Source organism: Ignavibacteriales bacterium, assembly GCA_016700155.1.
Taxonomy (GTDB): domain Bacteria; phylum Bacteroidota; class Ignavibacteria; order Ignavibacteriales; family Ignavibacteriaceae.
The window spans coordinates 4,421,925-4,442,449 of sequence record CP065001.1; the positions used below are offsets into that span (position 1 = coordinate 4,421,925).

20 protein-coding genes are annotated in these 20,525 nt (G+C 36.1%); 3 read left to right on the top strand and 17 right to left on the bottom strand.

Going from position 1 to position 20,525, the window contains the following annotated elements; genetic code table 11:
• Window positions 1–48 precede the first annotated feature (48 nt).
• The 6 genes from IPM56_18655 to hemG all read right to left on the bottom strand — a co-directional run bounded on the left by IPM56_18655 (window position 49) and on the right by hemG (window position 6,016).
• Window positions 49–1,284: a metallophosphoesterase gene (locus IPM56_18655; GenBank protein QQS36232.1), complete on the bottom strand. Its 1,236-nt coding sequence runs from the start codon at window positions 1,282–1,284 to the stop codon at window positions 49–51.
• 84 nt (window positions 1,285–1,368) lie between these two features.
• Complete coding sequence (locus IPM56_18660) at window positions 1,369–2,112, bottom strand: Mut7-C ubiquitin/RNAse domain-containing protein (GenBank protein ID QQS36233.1); 744 nt, start codon at window positions 2,110–2,112, stop codon at window positions 1,369–1,371.
• Window positions 2,113–2,179: 67 nt separating this feature from the next.
• A complete protein-coding gene (locus IPM56_18665; protein QQS36234.1) occupies window positions 2,180–3,139 on the bottom strand; it encodes a glycosyltransferase family 9 protein in 960 nt (319 codons plus the stop codon).
• A 76-nt stretch (window positions 3,140–3,215) separates the two neighbouring features.
• Window positions 3,216–4,202 carry a porphobilinogen synthase gene (hemB, locus tag IPM56_18670; protein ID QQS36235.1) on the bottom strand — a complete coding sequence of 329 codons (987 nt, stop codon included), beginning with the start codon at window positions 4,200–4,202 and terminating at the stop codon, window positions 3,216–3,218.
• Between the two features lie 45 nt (window positions 4,203–4,247).
• Entirely contained in the window at window positions 4,248–4,631 is a 384-nt protein-coding gene (locus IPM56_18675; GenBank protein QQS36236.1) for a four helix bundle protein, read from the bottom strand.
• A gap of 20 nt (window positions 4,632–4,651) precedes the next feature.
• Entirely contained in the window at window positions 4,652–6,016 is a 1,365-nt protein-coding gene (gene hemG, locus IPM56_18680) for a protoporphyrinogen oxidase (protein QQS36237.1), read from the bottom strand.
• Between the two features lie 142 nt (window positions 6,017–6,158).
• On the opposite strand from hemG, the gene IPM56_18685 reads away from it, so the two are divergent.
• On the top strand, window positions 6,159–6,536 hold the full coding sequence (locus tag IPM56_18685; protein QQS36238.1) for a hypothetical protein: 378 nt from the start codon (window positions 6,159–6,161) through the stop codon (window positions 6,534–6,536).
• Window positions 6,537–6,585: 49 nt separating this feature from the next.
• Here IPM56_18685 and IPM56_18690 read toward each other — a convergent pair whose 3' ends face one another.
• Window positions 6,586–7,032 carry a thioredoxin family protein gene (locus IPM56_18690; protein QQS36239.1) on the bottom strand — a complete coding sequence of 149 codons (447 nt, stop codon included), beginning with the start codon at window positions 7,030–7,032 and terminating at the stop codon, window positions 6,586–6,588.
• A gap of 59 nt (window positions 7,033–7,091) precedes the next feature.
• Window positions 7,092–8,048, bottom strand: coding sequence for a ferrochelatase (gene hemH, locus IPM56_18695; GenBank protein ID QQS36240.1), 957 nt, complete (start codon window positions 8,046–8,048; stop codon window positions 7,092–7,094).
• Between the two features lie 224 nt (window positions 8,049–8,272).
• Between hemH and IPM56_18700 the strand changes: the two genes are divergently transcribed.
• Together IPM56_18700 and IPM56_18705 are read left to right on the top strand one after the other, a co-directional pair.
• Window positions 8,273–10,012 (top strand): M14 family metallopeptidase, encoded by a 1,740-nt coding sequence (locus IPM56_18700; GenBank protein ID QQS36241.1) that lies wholly within the window; start codon window positions 8,273–8,275, stop codon window positions 10,010–10,012.
• 90 nt (window positions 10,013–10,102) lie between these two features.
• A complete protein-coding gene (locus IPM56_18705) occupies window positions 10,103–11,314 on the top strand; it encodes an ATP-grasp domain-containing protein (protein ID QQS36242.1) in 1,212 nt (403 codons plus the stop codon).
• A gap of 73 nt (window positions 11,315–11,387) precedes the next feature.
• On the opposite strand, the gene IPM56_18710 is transcribed toward IPM56_18705, so the two are convergent.
• The 9 genes from IPM56_18710 to IPM56_18750 form a co-directional block, all read right to left on the bottom strand.
• A complete protein-coding gene (locus IPM56_18710; GenBank protein QQS36243.1) occupies window positions 11,388–11,945 on the bottom strand; it encodes a hypothetical protein in 558 nt (185 codons plus the stop codon).
• Between the two features lie 33 nt (window positions 11,946–11,978).
• Complete coding sequence (gene hemN, locus IPM56_18715; GenBank protein ID QQS36244.1) at window positions 11,979–13,355, bottom strand: oxygen-independent coproporphyrinogen III oxidase; 1,377 nt, start codon at window positions 13,353–13,355, stop codon at window positions 11,979–11,981.
• A gap of 2 nt (window positions 13,356–13,357) precedes the next feature.
• Window positions 13,358–14,431, bottom strand: coding sequence for a uroporphyrinogen decarboxylase (locus IPM56_18720; GenBank protein ID QQS36245.1), 1,074 nt, complete (start codon window positions 14,429–14,431; stop codon window positions 13,358–13,360).
• A gap of 28 nt (window positions 14,432–14,459) precedes the next feature.
• A complete protein-coding gene (locus IPM56_18725; protein QQS36246.1) occupies window positions 14,460–15,851 on the bottom strand; it encodes a uroporphyrinogen-III synthase in 1,392 nt (463 codons plus the stop codon).
• Between the two features lie 15 nt (window positions 15,852–15,866).
• Window positions 15,867–16,802, bottom strand: coding sequence for a hydroxymethylbilane synthase (gene hemC, locus IPM56_18730; GenBank protein QQS36247.1), 936 nt, complete (start codon window positions 16,800–16,802; stop codon window positions 15,867–15,869).
• Complete coding sequence (locus IPM56_18735) at window positions 16,799–18,100, bottom strand: glutamyl-tRNA reductase (protein ID QQS36248.1); 1,302 nt, start codon at window positions 18,098–18,100, stop codon at window positions 16,799–16,801. Before IPM56_18735 ends, hemC begins: the two co-directional genes overlap by 4 nt.
• Window positions 18,101–18,109: 9 nt before the next feature.
• A complete protein-coding gene (gene ccsA / locus IPM56_18740) occupies window positions 18,110–18,934 on the bottom strand; it encodes a cytochrome c biogenesis protein CcsA (protein QQS36249.1) in 825 nt (274 codons plus the stop codon).
• A gap of 145 nt (window positions 18,935–19,079) precedes the next feature.
• Window positions 19,080–19,949, bottom strand: coding sequence for a prohibitin family protein (locus tag IPM56_18745; protein ID QQS36250.1), 870 nt, complete (start codon window positions 19,947–19,949; stop codon window positions 19,080–19,082).
• Between the two features lie 121 nt (window positions 19,950–20,070).
• The gene (locus IPM56_18750) at window positions 20,071–20,523 is read right to left on the bottom strand and encodes a rubrerythrin (protein QQS36251.1); all 453 of its coding nucleotides are present in this window, start codon (window positions 20,521–20,523) and stop codon (window positions 20,071–20,073) included.
• Window positions 20,524–20,525: the final 2 nt, after the last annotated feature.

Below are 20,525 nucleotides of genomic sequence, written 5' to 3' on the forward strand. Positions count from 1 at the left end.
TACTCAGCCATATTAAAAATTAAAATTTCAATTGAAAACGAACAAGTTTTACATTCTATTATCGGAAGAAATTGAAATAAGTGTAACCTCGGGAGTAGAATTATAGCGAATTGGCGCAAGTGACATTCCCAATCCTCGTGTAACAATTGCCAGCATTTTACCGAATTTTCTGTCGCCCTTCACGAAGTCAGTCTCAATTAATGTAGGTGTCAAATTAAAAAATGGGAAAAGCAATGTGATCTGTCCCCCGTGTGTGTGACCTGCCAGGAAAAGATCGTAATTATGTTTCTGCGCTGCATCTATCAGGTATTCCCTTGGCTGATGAGTTAAAAATATTTTTAAATCATAATCAGATGAATGATTGGAAAGACTGTCAAGTAATGACGGGGCAATCCTTTCAACATAAGTATTTGTGACAAATGTGATATTAACTTTGCTGTTATTGATATCCAGAGTTAATCGATCATTGTCGAGCATCTTTACATTATACTTTTTTAATTCTTCTGTTACCTCACGAATGCTTCTCGGATTATCTTCCCTGTAAGCCCAGTTATCATGATCACCGACACATGTGTAAACGCCATATTTCGATTTAAGTTTACCCAGATATTCAGCGGCAGTGCCTATGTAATCCGGTGTTGAGGTTATAACATCTCCGGCAATCAGTACCAGATCAGGATTTGTTGAGTTCACCTTATCAATGAAGTTCATTAATCTTTTCTCATCTGTGTACCTGTCCGCCTGTGTATCGGAGATGAAAGCTATTCGTAAATTATTCAGACCGGGATGAAGATTTTGAACTTTGTGTTCTGTTATTCTTATCGAAACTGTATTGTAATCGTAAATAATTCTTGCGGGCACATAGATAAAAAACAAAACGGTTATTGCAATAATTATCTTCGCTTCAAACCTTTTGAACCTCTCTCTTACACTTTTACTGAATAGTAATAAAGGAATTTTTAATATATCTAAAACGAGGAAGAAGAGCGTGATCTGTAAAACGATCATTGCACAAACCCAGAACGGATACATGACAAAGTAGTCAAAGAAAAAATTCTCAGGCAATGAAGCGCGTGTTTCATTTATCCTGCTTATGATCCACAGGATTAAAACATAAGCGGGGAAAATATTAAGAGCGATAAGAAAAATATTTTTGCCCCTTTTGATGTAACGCTCTGATGAGGGGAAATATATTTTCAATGCCCTGGATATTTTTCTTGAAAAATAAAATTCAAGAAGTATAATTGTCAGTAAACCAAGCCCGATCCGTAAATAGAAGCTCATAAAAGAAATTTTTCCCTATAGATTAAAATTGTGATGGGAAGAATAATATATCGAATGGAAAATTACTATACACTTGCCTATACATTAACTCCCTGATTTTACTTCGCCGACCTTCTTATTCATTTCTTCAATGTGACTGCCCTTCCAGTAAATTTTTTTGCAACCCGTGCATTGATAGAAGTCATTATGAATCTCTGCAACTTTCGGCGGGATGTCATCTATAATTTCTGCCTTTTCAGCTTTGATCAGCAGGCTGTTGCAGAGCATACACCGGGAATATTCTTTAATAAAATTTTTTAACTGAAATCTTTTTACGACCTCGTACAATTGATGTTCAGGATCATTATTTCTTACCCAGTAACCGTGAGTTACATCATTTCGTTTAAGTATGTTCCTGTCGCGTGTAAGTATCGTTCGTTTTTCATTAAGTGATAATGCGACAATGTCATCTCTGGAAAAATCAATTTTGTAAATCGAATCAAAACCAAGCATACGCAAGTACGCAGCAAGTTTACCAAGATGCACATCAATCACATACTTTGGATCGCGGAGAGGCTGAGGTCGCAAATGCTGAACATCGGAAATATCAAATGATTCAAACACAGGATAAACACTTATATCATCTTCATCTTTTATGATATATGAAAAGTTAACTGATTTGCCGTTTACTAAAATCATATCTATTTCTATGTGAGGCACGCCGAGTGATTCAATCATATCTTTAACAGATGCTCTGTCAAAATAATGATGTGTGAATCTTTCTTTCTTTTTACAGAGAGGAAGAAAATCATTCAGCTCTTCATAAAATCTGAAATAACATTTGTGCATTTTTAATTATGTTTTTGACTTATCACAAATTACAAAATTGCTGTTGGAAAAAGATGGAAAGGAAATATTATTTGTCGAGGATAAGTTTACAGTGAGCGAAAACTTCTTCAACGTCAATATCGTTTATCAAACCGGTTTTAGATTTAATTGAAATTTGATTAATGCCTTTCGGGACCCATTCAGCTGGGTCTGTGGGTCCGAACAACGAGACCATCTTCGCACCCGAAAAGCCGGCAATGTGCATTGTGCCGGTGTCATTGGTTATGTATAAGTCACATAACTTAAGAACGGCTCCGAGTTTTTTAACCGGACAGTTATGAAGTATTGTAAATGGAATTTTATTTTCTGAAAGGGCACTGTTTATTTTTTCTGTAATTAAAGAATCTGTCCACCCGGATGTTATCAATATATTGTTTCGATATTGATCATAAAGCTGTTTAATAACACTTATAAAATTATCAGTTGACCAGATGTTTGCATTTTTCCCGGCACCTGGATGAAAAGCAATTATTTTTTTTGACCTATCGGGAAAATTATCTGCAAGATATTTTTCTGCGAAACTTATTTGATCAGCATTAAATGAAAATTTAATCTCACTTAACTCTTCATCAGTGAGATCGCAATTAATTTGTCTGGCGATTTCAAGATTGCGTATCAATTGATGTTTGCTTTTCCAGTTGAAGTCTGATTTAATATTCAAATATTTATGAGACTGATTTAATTTTCCGTCAATCGATTTAACCCCAACCCGTTTCTTTGCCCCGGAAAGAAAATTAATTATATGTGAAGTTCTCGACAGGACAATTGTGGAAGGAACAATTCCAAAATCATATTTGATCTTTCTTAATTGCTTATAAAATAATAGGACCGTTTTGAGGGATGATTTATCAAAAACTAATACCCTGTCGATGTAAGGATTAATTTCTTTAAACGGGATTTCATAATTAGTCTTAGCGGCAACTAATGTGATGTGGGAATCGGGGTATCTTTTTTTAATGGCAGCATAAAGGCTAAGTGAACAAAGCATATCACCAATTTGATTATGCTGCCTTACAACAAGAAAGTTAATTGATTTTTTATCCTGTTACTGATTTAAATGTTAGCTATCTTCTCGACTTATCAATCCACTTTGCAAGGTCTTTTGCAAAATAAGTCAGGAACATATCGGCGCCTGCTCTCTTGATAGCAAAGGCTGCTTCAACCATAACGCGTTCTTCGTCTATCCAGCCGTTGGCGCCGGCTCCTTTAATCATTGAATATTCACCGCTGACCTGGTACGCTGCAGTCGGCATTCCGAACGTGTCTTTTACTTTTCTGATCACATCGAGATAAGGTCCGGCGGGTTTTACCATTACTATGTCCGCTCCTTCTTCAATATCTTCAGCGACTTCTCTCAAAGCTTCATTAATATTTCCAATGTCCATCTGGTGCGAGCGTCTGTCACCGAAAGCGGGAGTTGATTCTGCAGCATCACGAAAGGGTCCGTAAAAACCGGAGGCATACTTAGCGGCATAACTCATTATCGGGATCTTAGTGAACCCTTTATAATCGAGTGACTTTCTGATTGCAGCAACTCTACCGTCCATCATATCGGAAGGAGCGATAATATCCGCGCCGGCTTCAGCATGCGAAAGTGCTTCTTTTGCAAGAAGTGATACGGTTTCATCGTTTAAAATTTCTTCGCCATTGAGTAAGCCGCAATGACCGTGAGAGGTGTATTCACACATACAAACATCAGTGATAACAAGAAGGTTTTCTACATTTCCTTTTACCGCTCTTACCGCCTTTTGTATAATTCCATTCGGGTCATAAGCTTCAGATCCTTTTTCGTCTTTGTGTTCAGGAATACCAAAAAGAATAATTGCGGGAATTCCAAGGTCTCTTACTTCCTTGCATTCTTCAACCAGCATATCAATTGAAAGTTGAAAAACTCCCGGCATAGATTTTACCGGGTTTTTAATTTTATTTCCCGGTACAACAAACAATGGGTATATCAAATCGTTTTTTGTTAAAACTGTTTCGCGCACCATATCGCGAACCAAAGGGTTATATCTTAATCTTCTGTGACGAATTGTTGGGTATTGGCTCATTGCAGCTCCTTAGTTAATGTACAATGCATAATTTACAATGTACAATTATTTTGAATTCAATTTTGATGTTTTGATAATTGATATTAAAAGTTTTATTAGTTCTTTGCAATCATTTGACAGACTTTCGAATGATTTATTGTTAATAATATCTGAGGCATTCAATAAATTTATCCAGTATTCAGTTTCGCGGGCTTCTTTTAAAGCAATATTAAGTTTATTGATAAAATCTTTACTAGATGGTGAATTCTGAGCTTCTGTAATATTAGCACCAATTGAAGTTCCGCTTCTTAATATTTGTTTTACAATTGGTTCAATACTAAAATTATTTTTCAAAAGAAATTTATAAAGTTTTATAATTCTAACACTAAATTTAAAACTCTTTTCAAGCACAACATTTCCATATTTAATACTCTCTTCAGAAACTTTCATTGTACATTATACATTGTAAATTATAAATTAACCTTGTTTGCAACCTGTTCCGCGTTCTTGATGCAATCACCGACAGAGATTCCCCCTCGGTAGTTACCGCTTAAAATAATTCCGGGGTTATTTTTTTCAAATTCATCAAAATAATTTTCATGTTCAATGTAACCGAGATTGTATTGCGGTATAGCGCGCTCCCAGAATCTTTGAGAAGAATAAACGGGTTCAGCATTTATCTTCATTAATAATTCAAATTCTTTTCTTACCCTTTTAATGAGTATGTCTCTGTCGGTATTTCCAACTTCCGGATTTCTTGAGCCTCCGATAAACAGTGTGAATGCTGCTGTTTGCTCATTGCTTCTGTTGGGGAAAATAATTGAACTCCATATTGCGCCCAGGAAATTCTTTTTTTCTTTTGAAGGAATTAAAAAACCAAATCCATCTAAAGGACGATTTATAGCGGAACGATTATACCCGAGATACAACACAAGAACCGGCGGATAATAAATTTCATTTAAATGTTTTGTTAGTTGTTCATCCCAGCCATTAAAAATATCTGAAGCGACATAAGCGGGAACTGTTGAAATTATTGAATCAACTTCCAGTGTTTTTATTTCATTATTTATCTGATAGTTAATTTTATAACCTGCTTCAGCTTTGTTAATCGATTTAACTTCTGAATTGAATAAAACTTTATCACCAAGGTGTTGTGTTATTGCAGAAGGAAGGACTTTCATTCCATCTTTAAATGATAACATCTTTGCGCTTTGTTTCGATTTTTCCGCACGTCTTCTTCTTTCTCTGATACTTTTGATTGTGCCAATAATTAATCCGCCGTAGTTTTCTTCAAGCGCATAAAGTTTTGGGAATGCAGATTTAACACTCAGGTCCTCGGGTTTACCGGCATAGACTCCGGCAACAAAAGGATTGATTGCATAATCAAGAAATTCTTCACCAAGTCTTCTTTTAACAAACTGGGCTATACTCTGGTAATATCCGTCCTGTGATCTTCCGATAAATGGTTCTGCAAATAATCTAAACTTAGCTGATGCTGAAAATAATTTCGTCTTAATAAATCCTTTAAGACTCATTGGAAGTGCGTGGAGCTCATTATTCCTTAGAATATATCTTTTGTTGCCTTCTTTGTTTGCATACACTAATTGGTCTTTTAATCCGAGTTCATCTACGAGCTGACTTATAAGCGGAGTGGTTTCAAGAGCACTATTAGGACCTCTGTCGAACAGATAACCGTTTTCAAATATAGTTTCAATCGACCCGCCAGGTTCTGATTTTTTTTCAAGTACAGTTACATCGTAACCTTTTTTATTCAGCAGGTAAGCCGCGGTAAGTCCCGAAATGCCGGCGCCTAATACAACTATTTTTTTCATCAATTGTTCTTTTTGTTTAACGGTAAATTTAATAAAAGACACATGGATAATGAAGAATGAAATTTGTGCATACAATAACTAAAAAATAGCTTGATTAATTATTGAATTAAGATTTAGTTTTCATTCGTAACTAAGGAAAAATAAAATGAAAATCGCTTTAATTTTTTCCATGGCTTTTTTACTTTACTCATGTTCGATTAGGGAAGAAGAAGAAGAAACAAGTCAGCCATTTGCAGTTGAGTCAATTACTGTTAATGATATTTCACGAAACGGTATAAATTTTACTGCGTACAATAGCTGCGGAAGTATGTGCTGGAAAAGAACATTTGTTGAAACAAAAATTGATCGAACAGATATTTATGTTAAAACAATAGCTGTGTTTGATAAGTATGCTGCTTGCCCTGCCGTTTGTGTCGGAACCGAAACCCCCGTTTCAATTAATTTATCAGGCAATGGTATTTATAATTTTCACTTCTGGCAAAGTGATTCTACGAGTCTGGATTCGGTAATTACTATAAATTAAAATGCCGGTACGGACCGGCATTTCCCTTCTGAAAATTCCTGTGTAAAAATTATAAATATGATTTCAGGTGCATTACATAATTTGCAGCACCGCCAGGTTGATATCCTGTTTGTGCAATCATTACTCCGCTGCTGTTTAGCAGGATTATTGTCGGAAATCCCTGAACTCCATATCGCTGTAAAAGCTGGTTGTTATATAATTTAGTTTCTTGTGTCTGCTTGATGTCCCTCGGAAAATCAAGTTTTACAAGAACAAGCTTTTCGTTTGCATATTCTTCAAACTCGGATTGACTAAATACTTCATTACTAAGACGCTGACACCAAACACACCAATCAGATCCCGTAAAATTCACGAGTATAGATTTATTTTCAGCTTTCGCTTTTTTAATTGCAGATTCAAGATTTGTTTCCCATTCAAGATTATCGCCCGAAGATTCTTTTCCGCAGCCTGTAAATATCAGTAATACTAAAAATGATAAAGCAAATAAATTTTTCAACTTAATCTCCTGTTTTGTTAGTAGTTTGATTCCCAAGATCTAATTAAGATTCATCCTTTCTATTTAAGTTTTGTCAATACAAGATCTGCAAGCGCATTAATAAATAGTTGTGAATCATTTAATCCTTTCATAACAATATATTCGTCTATACCGGCTTCATCTGCGACGTGTTTATATTCAATGGCAAGTTCAAAATCCGTTTCAACATGATCCGAAACAAAACTTACCGGAATAACAAGCAGAGATTTTTTTCCTTCAGCAGATAGTTTTTTTATCATATCATCAGTTGCGGGCTCCAGCCATTTAGCAGGTCCGACTTTGCTTTGAAAACACAAATGATGCTGATGAGAATTATTCCTCATTTTCATCACAGCAGAAATTGTTTCCGAAATATGATGACTGTATGGGTCTCCTTTTTTTACATAACTTACCGGTGTACCGTGTGCACTGAAAACCAATTGGACGTTATCTCTGCTTCCTTCCTGAAACTTTAATAAAGTTTCGTCTATTCTTTCATTAATAGCTTTTATGTATTCAGGATGTGTCGGGTATGAATCAATAAAAATATGTTCGCTTGTACTACCGGGATAAACTCTTTTCCACTCATTAAATGAAGAGCCGGTAGTTGAAACTGAAAAATGAGGATAAAGAGGAAGCAAAATTATTTTTGAATACTTTCTTGCTGCAGCCTCAAGTGCGGTCTGTGAAGTTAGCGGATTCCAATAGCGCATAGCGATCAACACATCACAATCAACGGAACTACTTCTAAGATTGCTCTCCAGCATCTGTTTTTGTATTTCGGTCCAGTGGTTGAGGGGAGATTTCCCGCCGATCAGTTCATATTCCTTCTGAACTTTCGGGGCTCTTTTTTTTGAAATATATCTTGCAAGGGATTTTTGAAAAGGCAGTTTAAAAATATCCGGATCATTAAAGAGATTTTCCAGGAACGGCTGAACCGCGTTTAGTGAATCAGGTCCTCCCAGATTAAAGAGCACAACTGCTGTCTTATTGTTCATGAAATTGTTTCCGGTGAATAATGAAAAATTTACTTTAATAATTTACCAAAATGTTCTCGATAGTATAAAAAATTTAAGTATCCTGTTTGAGATAACAATTCAACTAAAAAATAGTTCACAATATTGAATAAAATTTATGATGAAATAGTAAAGTAGATGTAACATTTTATTTAATAGTTATTATATTTGTTTTGAACAATCCTGTTCTAATAATCTGGGAAGAAATGAAATCAACTACTAAAAACATTGCCGCCAACATACCTGATGAATGGATAACTCATTACGAAAAATCAGGATTTACTGAATCACCGCGTTACAAAGAAACAATTCATTATTTCAATAACTTTGCTGAAAAGACAAACTTAGCCAAAATAGTTACTGTTGGTTCATCAACCCAGGGACGCAAGATAAAATGTATGGTTTTAAGTTCCGGTAAGGAATTCAACCCACAGAAAGCAAAGGAAAGCGGCAAGGCAATAGTACTAATACAAAACGGGATTCACGCCGGTGAAATTGAAGGTAAAGATGCAAGTATGCTTTTGCTCAGGGAAATTCTTATCACTAAAGAAAAAGAATATCTGCTTGATAACCTGATACTTTTAGTTATACCAATTTTTAATGTTGATGGTCACGAAAGAATAAGCATTCACAACCGGCCAAATCAAAACGGACCAAAGGAAATGGGTTGGAGAACTACCGCATGGAATCTCAATCTTAACAGGGATTACATGAAATCAGATTCTCTGGAGATGGAAGAGTACCTTAAGTTCTTTAATAACTGGCTTCCGGATTTTGTGATAGATACACACTGCACCAATGGCGCTGATTATCAATACCATCTTACGTACGTCGTTGAAAAGCATGCTAACATACATCCTGCCTTAGCTGCCTGGGGGAAAAATTCTTTTTTACCCGGAGTTATTCCAAAAGTAGAAAAAGATGGTTTTCTTACCGCACCGTATGTTGAGTTAAAAGGTAAAAAAATAACCGACGGAATTGTTGATTGGGCTGCTGCGCCAAGATTATCGACAGGTTATTCAGCATTGCAGAATCGCCTTGCATTACTTGTAGAGACCCACAGTTTAAAACCATTCGAGAACAGAGTTGGTTCGACAAAATCTATACTCGGACATACGCTTGATTATTTAAATCAGAATAGCTCACAGCTTGTTAAAATAAATCAGGATGCTGATAATGAAACGATAGAGACTTACGCGTTAAAGAAAACCCCGTTTCCGGTTTCGTTCAAAGGAACAAGTGATTATGTACCATTCATTTTTAAAGGATATAAATTCACTGAAGATGAAAGTGAAATCACCGGATCATCTGTTATCAGGTACACAAACAAACCCGAGGATTTTGAAATACCGTTTTATAATAAAGTGGAAATAGAGAAAACAGTAAGATTGCCTTACGCTTACCTGATACCGCAGGAATTCAAATCCATTATTGACAGAATGCGGTTCCACAGGATAAAATCCACGAGATTCTTTGCAACAAAACAAGCAAAGGTAGAAAGGTACAGATTTAAAAATATTTCCTTCGCTCCGTTTTCATACGAAGGAAGACAAATGGTTGATTTTGATATTCAGCCATTTACAGAAGTTGTTGAAATACAGGAAGGCACGTTTATAATTTATCCTAATCAAAGAACGTTAAGGATTCTTGTTAACCTGCTTGAGCCGGCTGCACCGGATTCATTTGTCCGTTGGGGATTTTTTAATGCTTTCTTTGAACGAAAAGAATATGCTGAAGAATACGTGCTTGAACCATTTGCACAGGAGATGTTAAAAAAAGAAGAAAAGGTCAGAAACGAATTTTTCAAAAAGTTAAATGAAAATGAAAACTTCAGAAATGATCCTAAAGAGAGACTGGACTTTTTCTACAAGCGCTCTCCATTTTTTGACAGAGGTGAAAAAGTTTACCCGATAATGAGGGTAATTAGTAAAAAGGATTTGATCTGATCATAAACAGAAAAAAGTTTAAATAAACCGGAAAGCAATGTGTCAAAGCTTTCTTCCAATCAACAAATAAACTAAGAACGGCGGGTGCTTATGGATCCTGCTTCGTTAACAATCCTTTGTATAGCAAGTTATGAAAAAGGGCATGAATTCATGCGACAGTGTAAGCGTGAAGGATGCCGTGTTATTTTACTAACCTCAGAAAGTCTGAAAGAAATTGCCTGGCCGCGTGAAAGTATTGATGAAATATTTTATATAGCGGATGTTAACAAAGAATGGAAAATGCGTGATGTGATTTACGGTGTAAGTTTTATGGCGCGCAATGAACAGATTGACAGAATAGTTGCACTCGATGATTTTGATGTTGAAAAAGCCGCTTCATTAAGAGAACATTTAAGAGTCCCCGGAATGGGAGATACAACAGCACGCTATTTCCGCGATAAATTTGCGATGCGCACGCGCGCTGCTGAATCCGGGATTGTGGTTCCCGATTTTGTTCATGTTCTCAATCATAAAAAGATAAAAGAATTCATCTCCAAGGTTGAACCGCCTTATATAATAAAACCAAGGATGCAGGCTGGTGCACATGGAATGAAAAAAATTAATTCCGAAGAGGAATTGTGGAAACGCCTTGAAGAACTTGGTGATGACCAATCTTTTTATCTGATGGAAAAGTTTGTTCCGGGAAATATTTATCACGTTGATTCCATTATCTATAAACACGAAATAATTTTTAACATTGCCAACCAGTACGGCTTGCCGCCGATGGAAGTCGCGCACGAAGGCAGAGTTTTTACAACACGAACAGTCAAAAGGGATTCTGAAGACGAAAAGCAACTGCTTCAAATAAATAAAAAGGTATTGAAATCTTTGGGATTGCTGCAAGGTGTTTCGCATACAGAATTTATTAAATCACATTCCGATGGTAAATTTTATTTTCTTGAAACTTCAGCAAGAGTAGGCGGTGCTAACATAGCAGAGCTTGTTGAAGCTGCTTCAGGTATTAATCTCTGGGCTGAATGGGCAAAGATTGAATTGCTGCGCGGTGGTGCTGAATACCAGCTTCCCAAAGCAAAAGAAAATTATTCGGGATTAATTATCTCACTCGCAAAACAGGAATGGCCCGATGTATCTGGTTATAACGATCCTGAAATTGTGTGGAAAATGAATAAGAAATATCACGCCGGAATGATTGTGAGTTCACCTGATTATAGCAGAGTTGAAAAGCTGATCGCTGATTATACAAAAAGATTTTATGATGATTTCTTTACTTCACAGCCTTTGCCCGATAAACCAAGTGCATAAAAAGTGGTTTATATGAAACTATATTGTCACACTTAGTTTAGTTAGGTGTGACAATATAATTCGGTTTTCAAATCTATTGCTTCCACTTCCTGTATTGTTCAACCAATGAAACATGTGATGTGTCATCAGTTAAATCTGTAACTCTTGTCTTTATAAAAAAATCAGTAGTGTTCTTATCCCAGAAAATTATAGGCATTAAATCGGGATTATAAGTTCCGTTTGATTCAACATAAGTTTCAGAAAAAGAATCAACGTAAAACATATACGGGCTGTCTTCATCAAACTTATAAAGCTTGAATGTACCAATTCCATCAAACTCAAGTTCAAATTCTCCCATAAGCTGGTTGTTCTCTTCGAATAATTTTTTGGATATAATTTTTGCTTCAGGATAATCATCCTGTAATTTGTTTCCGTCTATGTAATCAGTAACAAGCTCAGCAAAATCTTTAAATGACTGATCTTTTCCTTCATCTTTTTGTGAAAGTATATTTACGTGTTTGATAACTGCTTTGCCTGAACCATCCTTATTTATTTTTAAACGATATTCTTTGTATTCCGTTGTTAGACATCCTGAGAACAAAATCAAAGAAACAAAAAGAACCATAGGATAAACCAAAAAATTTTTTGCCATAAAATGCTCGCTGATTAGTTGTTTGAATATTTATTAAACTGTTCTTGAATACTTTGTTGTATCTTCTTTACGTTCGATATAAGCGTCAAAATTTATTGCAATATTACGGATAAGGATTTTTCCCATATCGTGGACTTTAATTCCTTTATCATTCGTTGTAAGCAAATCGTCCGCTTCCATTTCTTTAAGATTGTTCAATCCGTAAGCAAAATATTTCTTAAAATCTATCTTGAATTCTTTTTCAACGTCACTGAAGTTTAATTCAAAGTCACACATAAGTTTTGTAATCACATAACGACGGATGTGATCATCTTCTGAAAGGTAATATCCCTTGGCTACCGGAAGCGTTTCATTATCTAATGCTGTGTAATATTCTTTTTCTGTTTTAAAATTTTGTGCGTAAACATTTTTTAACTGGCTGATGGATGTGATTCCCATCGAATACAGATCGGCGCCGGCGTTTGTGCTGTAACCCTGGAAATTTCTATATAATTTTTTTTCTCTCAAGGCGATTGCCAGTTCATCATCGGGTTTTGCAAAGTGATCCATTCCTATCAATACATATCCTGCGGCAACTAATTTTTCCATCGTCATTTTCATGATGTTAAGTTTTATTTCCGCGGCAGGAATATCTTCAGGGTGAATTAACGCCATATGCTTTTTCATCCACGGTACATGAGCATAATTAAAAACAGCTATTCTGTCGGGAGAAATGTCTATTATCTTATCAACTGTTACTTCAAATGATTCAACCGACTGAAAGGGAAGTCCGTAAATCAAATCAAGATTAATTGATGAAAAACCTAATTCTCTTACCCATTGAACAGTTTGTCTTGTTATATTTTCCGGTTGAATTCGGTTAACGGCTTTTTGTACTTTTTCATTAAAGTCCTGAACACCCATGCTGATGCGGTTGAACCCATTATTACGCAGTGCTTCAAGATGTTCCCGTTTTAATTCTCTTGGATCAATTTCACATCCGTTCTCGGAGTTTTCTTTAAATTGAAATGACTGGTTGATGTATGAAGCAAGATCATTTATTTCATCAGGATTGAGATGTGTCGGCGTTCCGCCACCCCAGTGAAGCTGTGATACTTTGCGGTCGGGAAGAATGTAGGTGCGAAGCATGTCAATTTCTTTTTGAACATACTTGATGTATTCTTTTATCCTGTCCCGGTTTCTTGTGATGAGCATGTTGCACCCGCAGAAATAGCAGAGCGTGTCACAATAAGGGAGGTGATAGTAAAGTGAAAGATCGGGAAGATTATCACCGTAATTGGTTTTTATTATTTCATCAAGAAAATTTTCGTGTGTGAATTTCTCGTTAAAGTGCGGTGCCGTTGGATAGCTTGTGTAGCGCGGTCCCGGCTTGTCGTATTTTCTAAATTTTTTTAAGTCTAATTCGAACATATTCAACTCCTCTGTGCTTCTGTGTCTCTGTGGTGAAATTCTTTGCTCTCTTCTTTCACAAACTTTACAAGTGCTTTTACTTTTTCCGGATTTATGTCGGGCAATATCCCGTGACCGAGATTGAATATATGTCCCGTTCCTTCACCATAAGATTTAAGAACCCGTTTAACGGATTTCTTTATAAACTTCTCACTACCGTATAAAACAGTCGGATCAAGATTACCCTGAAGCGCTACTTTGTCCCCGGCTTTCACTCTTACTTTACCAAGATCCATAGTCCAATCAAGACCAAGTACATTAGCTCCGCACGATGCCATCTTACTTAGTTTATAGTGAACACCTTTCGCAAAGAAGATCACCGGCTCATCTTTGCGTTTTATAAGTGAAATAATTTTTTCGACGTACGTTAAAGAAAATTCCTCAAAATCTTTTGGCGATAAAATTCCTCCCCACGTATCAAAAATCTGAACTGCATCCGCGCCGGCTTCAATTTTTGCTGAAAGATATTCAGCAACAGCTACTGCAAGTTTATCAAGTATTGAGTGTGCAAGTTCCGGATCATTATAAATAAGTTTTTTCACTTCCGAAAAATTCTTTGAACCTTTACCTTCCACCATATAAGTGAGTAAAGTCCATGGCGAACCTGCAAAGCCTATCAGAGGCACTCTTCCGTTCAATTCTTTTTTTGTAAGACTTACAGCATCAAGCACATACTTTAAATCCTTATGCGGATCAATTTGTTTAAGTGCCGAAGCATCTTCTTTACTTCTGATGGGTTTGGGAAATACCGGACCTTTTCCTTCATTCATTTCGAGAAACATTCCCATCGCTTCTGGTATAACAAGTATATCAGAAAAAATTATTGCGGCATCAACGCCGATAATATCAACCGGCTGGATTGTAACTTCAGCAGCAAGTTCGGGAGTTTTACACATCGTAAGAAAATCTGCTTTTGCTCTTACCGCACGATATTCAGGAAGGTAACGACCTGCCTGTCGCATTATCCAGATTGGTGTTCTTTCAACAGGAAGTTTTTTACACGCTCGCAAAAACAAATCGTTCTTTAACTCACTCAAATTATTCTCCGTTTCTTCTAAAAAATTTTTATCTGTTATAATATTTGATGACAGCGTTTACCAATCCATCCATCGTAAACTCAGGCGGCATAATATCAACTTTTACTCCGCGCGCTTCAATTGCTGACTTTGTTGTAGGACCAATTGCAGCAATATCGAAATCAATAAAATATTTTGAAGGGATTGTAATTCCCAGTATGCTGACAAAATTTTCAAATGTTGAAGGACTTGTGAATATAAACAAATCCGGTTTGCTGTTTATTAATCTTTCAAGATGATTTTTTACTTCATCTTTGGATGGAACAGTTACATTATAAACAGGAACTGCTTTTGTAACAGCTCCAAGTTTGCCGAGTTCTGTCGGAAGTTCTTCGCGACCTATTTCTGAGCGGGGTATAAGTATTAATTTTTTCTTAAGATTAAAAACAGACAAAGCTTTAACCACGCCTTCGCCGCTGAATACTTCCGGGGTAATATCAACCGGTATTTTTTCCTTTGAACAGGCGGAAGCGGTTTTATTCCCGACTGCAACTACTTTTAAATTTTCGTAACCGGGAGTTACATTCAACTCTTTACATCTTTTGCTGAACATTTTAACAGCATGCGCAGATGTGAAGATAATGAAATCAATTTCTTTTTCTGAAGTGATCACATCGTCAAAATATTTCCAATCGGAAGGTGGAATAATTTGAAGTGTAGGAAATATAATTATCTTCGCACCAAACCTGCTGAATAACTCAAGTGACTCTTTCGACTGATCCAAAGTCCTTGTTATAACTAATGTTTTATCTTTTAACGGGTGCATTTTAAAATCATCATAACCGGCAAGAATGCCGTGCAGAACAAAATAAAAAATTTTTTCGCGGTCATATAACATTTCATCTTCTGAGTATTCGTTCTCAATTCCTTTTCGTACTGAACCGTAAATGCTTCCAAGAATTAACTCTACGGCAAGGTCTTCATCAAGATCATTGAACAATAATTCTTTTCGTCCTTTTAGAATAATACTTTTCAGCAAAAGAATAAGGTCATCATCAAGCGAACGTATTTCCTTGTGAAAACCATTTTCTGTTTTAATGTATTCCTGGAAATAAATTTTAAAGAACGAACGGTTTTTCATCATAAACGTATAAAGATGAACTACAAATGAACGCAAAGATTCTATACTGTTTGTTTCATTTCCAATTTTATCGTTCAGTGACTCAAGAAGTTTTTCAAGACGGAATTTTAATACAGCAGAATACAACTCTTCCTTCGATTCAAAATAATTGTATAAAGTTCCTTTTGCTACAAGAGTAAGTTTAGCAACTTCATCCATCATTACTTCATGAAACTTCATCCTGGAAAATAGTTCAGTGGCAGATTCAATGATCCTTTCGCGTTTTAGTTTTTTTATTTCTGATCTGTTTCTTGAACTCATCTCTTAAATAAAAGTTTATCTTGATGAAGCATAAATTTCTTTAAGTATTTCTCCGGCGCCAGCTTTAACCAGATCTTTTGCTAACTGAATTCCGAGTTTTTCCGGCTGTGACTTACTTCCTCTAAGTTTTTTTCTGAAAGTTAAACTGCCGTCAAGTGAACCGACCAATGCATCGAGATAAAGTCCGGATGATTTAACCTCAGCCAAAGCACCGATTGGAACCTGGCAGCCACCTTCAAGTTTTCTTAGCAAAGATCGTTCAGCAAGAACCGCTGCATAAGTATTTTCATCGTGAAGCGGTTGAAGTATTTCTTCGACAATTTTATTTGATGAATGAATTTCAATGCCGAGCGCACCCTGACCAACAGCAGGTAAAATATCTTCAGTAGAAATAAATGAAGAGATATACTTTTGAAGTTTTAATCTTTCAACACCGGCGCGTGCAAGTATAATAGCGTCCCAATCGGACTTAAGAAATTTTTCGATTCTTGACGGAACATTACCCCGCAGTTCTTCTGTTTTAATGTCCGGTCTTAAATGCAGCAACTGACTTTTTCTTCTTAATGAACCAGTTCCGACTACAGCATTTGTTTTTAGTGAATGGATTGTTGTTCCTTTTTTTCTTGCGATAAGTACATCTTCAACAGGATGGCGTTTGGTAACAACAGCTAATTTTAATCCATCGGGAAGCTTTGTCTGAAGATCTTTTAAACTATGTACGGCAAGATCAATTGTTTTGTTCAATAATTCATTCTCAAGCTCTTTAGTGAAAAGGCTTTTGTCACCGATCTTGGAAAGAGCGACATCAAGGATTTTATCACCCTTGGTTTTGATGATTTTAATTTCAACAGAAATTTTTTTGTTCTTCTTTTCAATTTCTTTTTTGATGAAGTTCGCCTGCCACAAAGCCAGTTCACTTCCTCTTGAGCCGATTATAATTTTTTTGTTCAATGTTGCTCTCTGTTGTTTTGATTTTTTTCTTCGCCGTTTGAGTTTATACCGAAGACATCCCGTATGATACTTATTCTTGACGCAGCCTCTTCCGCGGATATTCCGGCTTCAGTTATTTTTTTTAATTCTACAGTCGGTGTATGAAGAATTTTGTTGATGATCCGTTTTGTAACGACTTCTAATTTTTCCTGGTCATCAGCAGAAAAACGGTTTTTATTTTTCTCGACTTCTTCGGCTCTTATAAGTTCAAAATGATCGCGGATATTTTTTATCGTAGGCGCAACCTCAAGTGAATTGTACCAGTTAAAAAAGTTATTCAATTCCTCTTCAATAATTTTTTCAACTTTTGGTATTTCATCTTTTCGCTTAGTAAGATTTTGTTCAACGATAATATTGAGCGAATCAATATCATGATAAAAAACGGAATCAAGTTTTGATGAATCCGGATCAATATCCCGCGGTAAAGCAATATCCATCAATATCTGCGGCGCATAATGACGTTGTTTTAATGCTGATTCAACATCGCTTTTAGAAATAATAAATCCTTCAGAGCTTGTTGCGCTGATAACAATATCAAAATCTTTTAAATGATTTTTCAATTCAGAAAATGGAATAACTCCGCAATGCAATTCATCAGCAAGTTTTTGTGCTTTCTCAATTGTTCTGTTTGTGAGTGTGAGTTTACCGATGCCTCTGTCTTTGAGATGTTTGGCTGCAATCTCACCGGTCTCGCCAGTTCCTATAACAAGCGCTGTTTTTTTGGAAAGGTTAGAAAATACTTTTTCGATAAGTTGAACAGCAGCGTAACTTACTGTTACAGCACCTTCGCTTATTGCCGTTTCATTCTGTGCGCGTTTACCGACTCTTGTTGCGGCATCAAAAACCCTTTTCATCAACACGCCGGTGAACTGCATGTCTTCTGCAATTTGAAATGAATCTTTAATCTGTTTAAATATCTGGTTGTCGCCGATAAGCTGTGAATCAATACCTGAAGCAACACTGAAAAGATGTTGAAGTGCGCTTCTTGAAATAAAATTTTGAAAATGAGCTGATTCAATATTTGACGCGGTCTTGAAACCTGAAATTGCAGTCTGTAAGTCATTGTGCGTTAGCTGCGATGCAACAGGAATTCCGTAAAGTTCAGTACGGTTACAGGTCGAAATAACCAACCCTTCGGCGAGGGTTTGTCCTTTTATTTTATTAATAAGCTGAGTGATTTCTTCCGGTGAAAGATGAAGTGCTTCCCTTAATTCAACAGGTGCCGTGCGATGGTTTATCGAAACAGTTAAAATATTCATACGTGTCTGTTAATAGAAAGAATGAAAACTCTGTGCAAGAAAATTCGTCAACATTGTTGAAATTATAGAAAGTATAAAACCAGTAATAGACAGAATAATTAATTTTCTTCCGCGCCATCTGCCGGTAACAGTATTTATTATTCCAAACCCATATAATATCCAGACCAATACCGACCCGACAAGTTTTGGATCTGTGTATGAAAAATTCGGAAATGCTTTTGGCAGCCAGATTATTCCAATTGTAATTGCTACAGAAAGTAATGTAAATCCAATTATCGCTGAGTAATAACTTAGTTTCTCCAGTACATCAAGGCTCGGCAGCCTGTCGAATATCAAACCAAATTTATTAAGCTTTATATCTTTGTAGAGAGTAAGATATAGAAAGCCATAAACCGCTGAGATTGTTATTCCGGAATAACCCAATAACGCGCTGAAAACATGAGTTCCTAACAGATTACTTCTCAATACTTCCCTGACTTCCGTAAGGTCTTTTATAAAAACTGTTGAAATAAACTGGAAGAGCAGAGAAATTACCAGTATAAAAGGACCGGTTCCGCGAATGTCAGTGACAAGTTCAAGAACGAAATACGATATCGCAATTGAACAGGCAAGTACCGTAAATATTTCGAACACATTGGTTATTGGCGGATGATTAAATGCTATGGTCCTTAACAATAGATAAACAGAGTGCATCAAGAGGGTGAGAAAAAGGAAAAGTCTTTTTGAATGCGCAAAACTTTTTCCGCCTTTCATAAAATCGTAGGAGTATATTCCAAACGTCAATATATATAGTATAAGAATTACAATATTCAGGGTATCAACAGTTGCATTCATAACAATACTTTAAACAATGATGAGCAAAATTAAATATATATTTGACGGTTAGCAACTAACAAATGACCGAGTAGTCACACAATCCAAAGTTATTTGGAATTAGATAAAGAATAAGATTAAGCAAAATTCTATTTAAGTTTAAAAGCTAATTACCGCCAAGTATTAAGGGTAAACCATCTTTGCCGGAACCAATCACAACAATTTTTGAGTTGGGAGAATTAGCCAGTTTTTCTGTTGCCTCAATTCCCTTCCATTTAAGTAACTGGTCGCTGATACCTTTAGATACTATTTCCTGGAAATCGGCAATACCTTTTGCTTCAATTCTTTTTCTTTCAGCTTCTTGTGTTTCTCTTTGAAGTACAAATTGCATTCTCTGGCTTTCCTGTTCTGCTTTCAGCTTTTCTTCAATCGATGCGGTCAACCCGGGGGGTAAAATAATTTGCCGCATTGGTGTGCTTTCAATCGTTATGCCTCTTGGCTGAATAAGTTTGTTGAGGTCAGTTTCAATTTTTTTAGCTAGCTGTTCTCTTTCTGCCGTATACAAAGCACGTGCTTCATATTGTGCTGTTACACCTCTCACCACGGAACGAAACTGAGGAACGATAATTCTTTGTACATAATCTTCGCCGACGGTTTTATAAATTTTGTTTGCATTTTCAAAACTAAGGCTGAACAACAAACTAATTTCAAGTTCTATCGGCAAACCTTCTTTTGATGGTACGTTCATGGTTTCTTTTAGTTCCTGTGTTCTTGCATCAAACTTAACAACAGTAGCCATTGGATTGACAAAGTTAACGCCGGGATAAAGAGTATTATCACTTACATTTCCAAAAAAATCTATAACGCCAACATGACCGGCGGGAATAACCGTCCAGCATTGCATAAGTGCGATTAACACAGCAACAATAAATCCCATTAATGCAAAGGTTGATTCAGGTTTGCTGAATCTTTTCTTTGCGTTAACATAAACAAAAGCAGCCACGACAGCTGCCAATAAAGCAACTACAAATAACATGATAATTCCTTTGGATGACTTTATTAATTATTTTTTAGTTGAAATAAATATAGTGAAAAGATAGGTGGGATATGATGTAAATGGGACGGACAAACTCCGTCCCACTAAATACCGTAGGGAATTATTTTTTATACTCTTTCAAATAACCCTGAAATTCTATCATATGTGATTCTTCCATTCCAAGCAGCCTTATGCAAAGATCCTGGGTTACATAATCGGTTCCATCACACATCTTGATGATTTTGTTGTACTGTGCGCAGGCGCCTTTTTCAGCTTCAATAACACCTTCAATAACTGATGCGACATCAGTTGTATCTTTCAATGTCTGTAATTTTTTTTGATGTGCTTTAAAATTCATAGAACCGGGAACTGTTCCGCCGAGTTCTTTTATTCTTTTGGCGAGTGATTGTGCGTGACCTATCTCTTCAGTTATATCAACAGCGAGAGATTTTTTTATTTCTTCTGCACGGACTCCGTCAAGGTTTACAGAGTTGGAGATGTAATTCATTACAGTTTCCATTTCCATCCAGTAACTTGTCGTAAGCTCATTTATGATTTCCTTCTTTGTTGCCATAG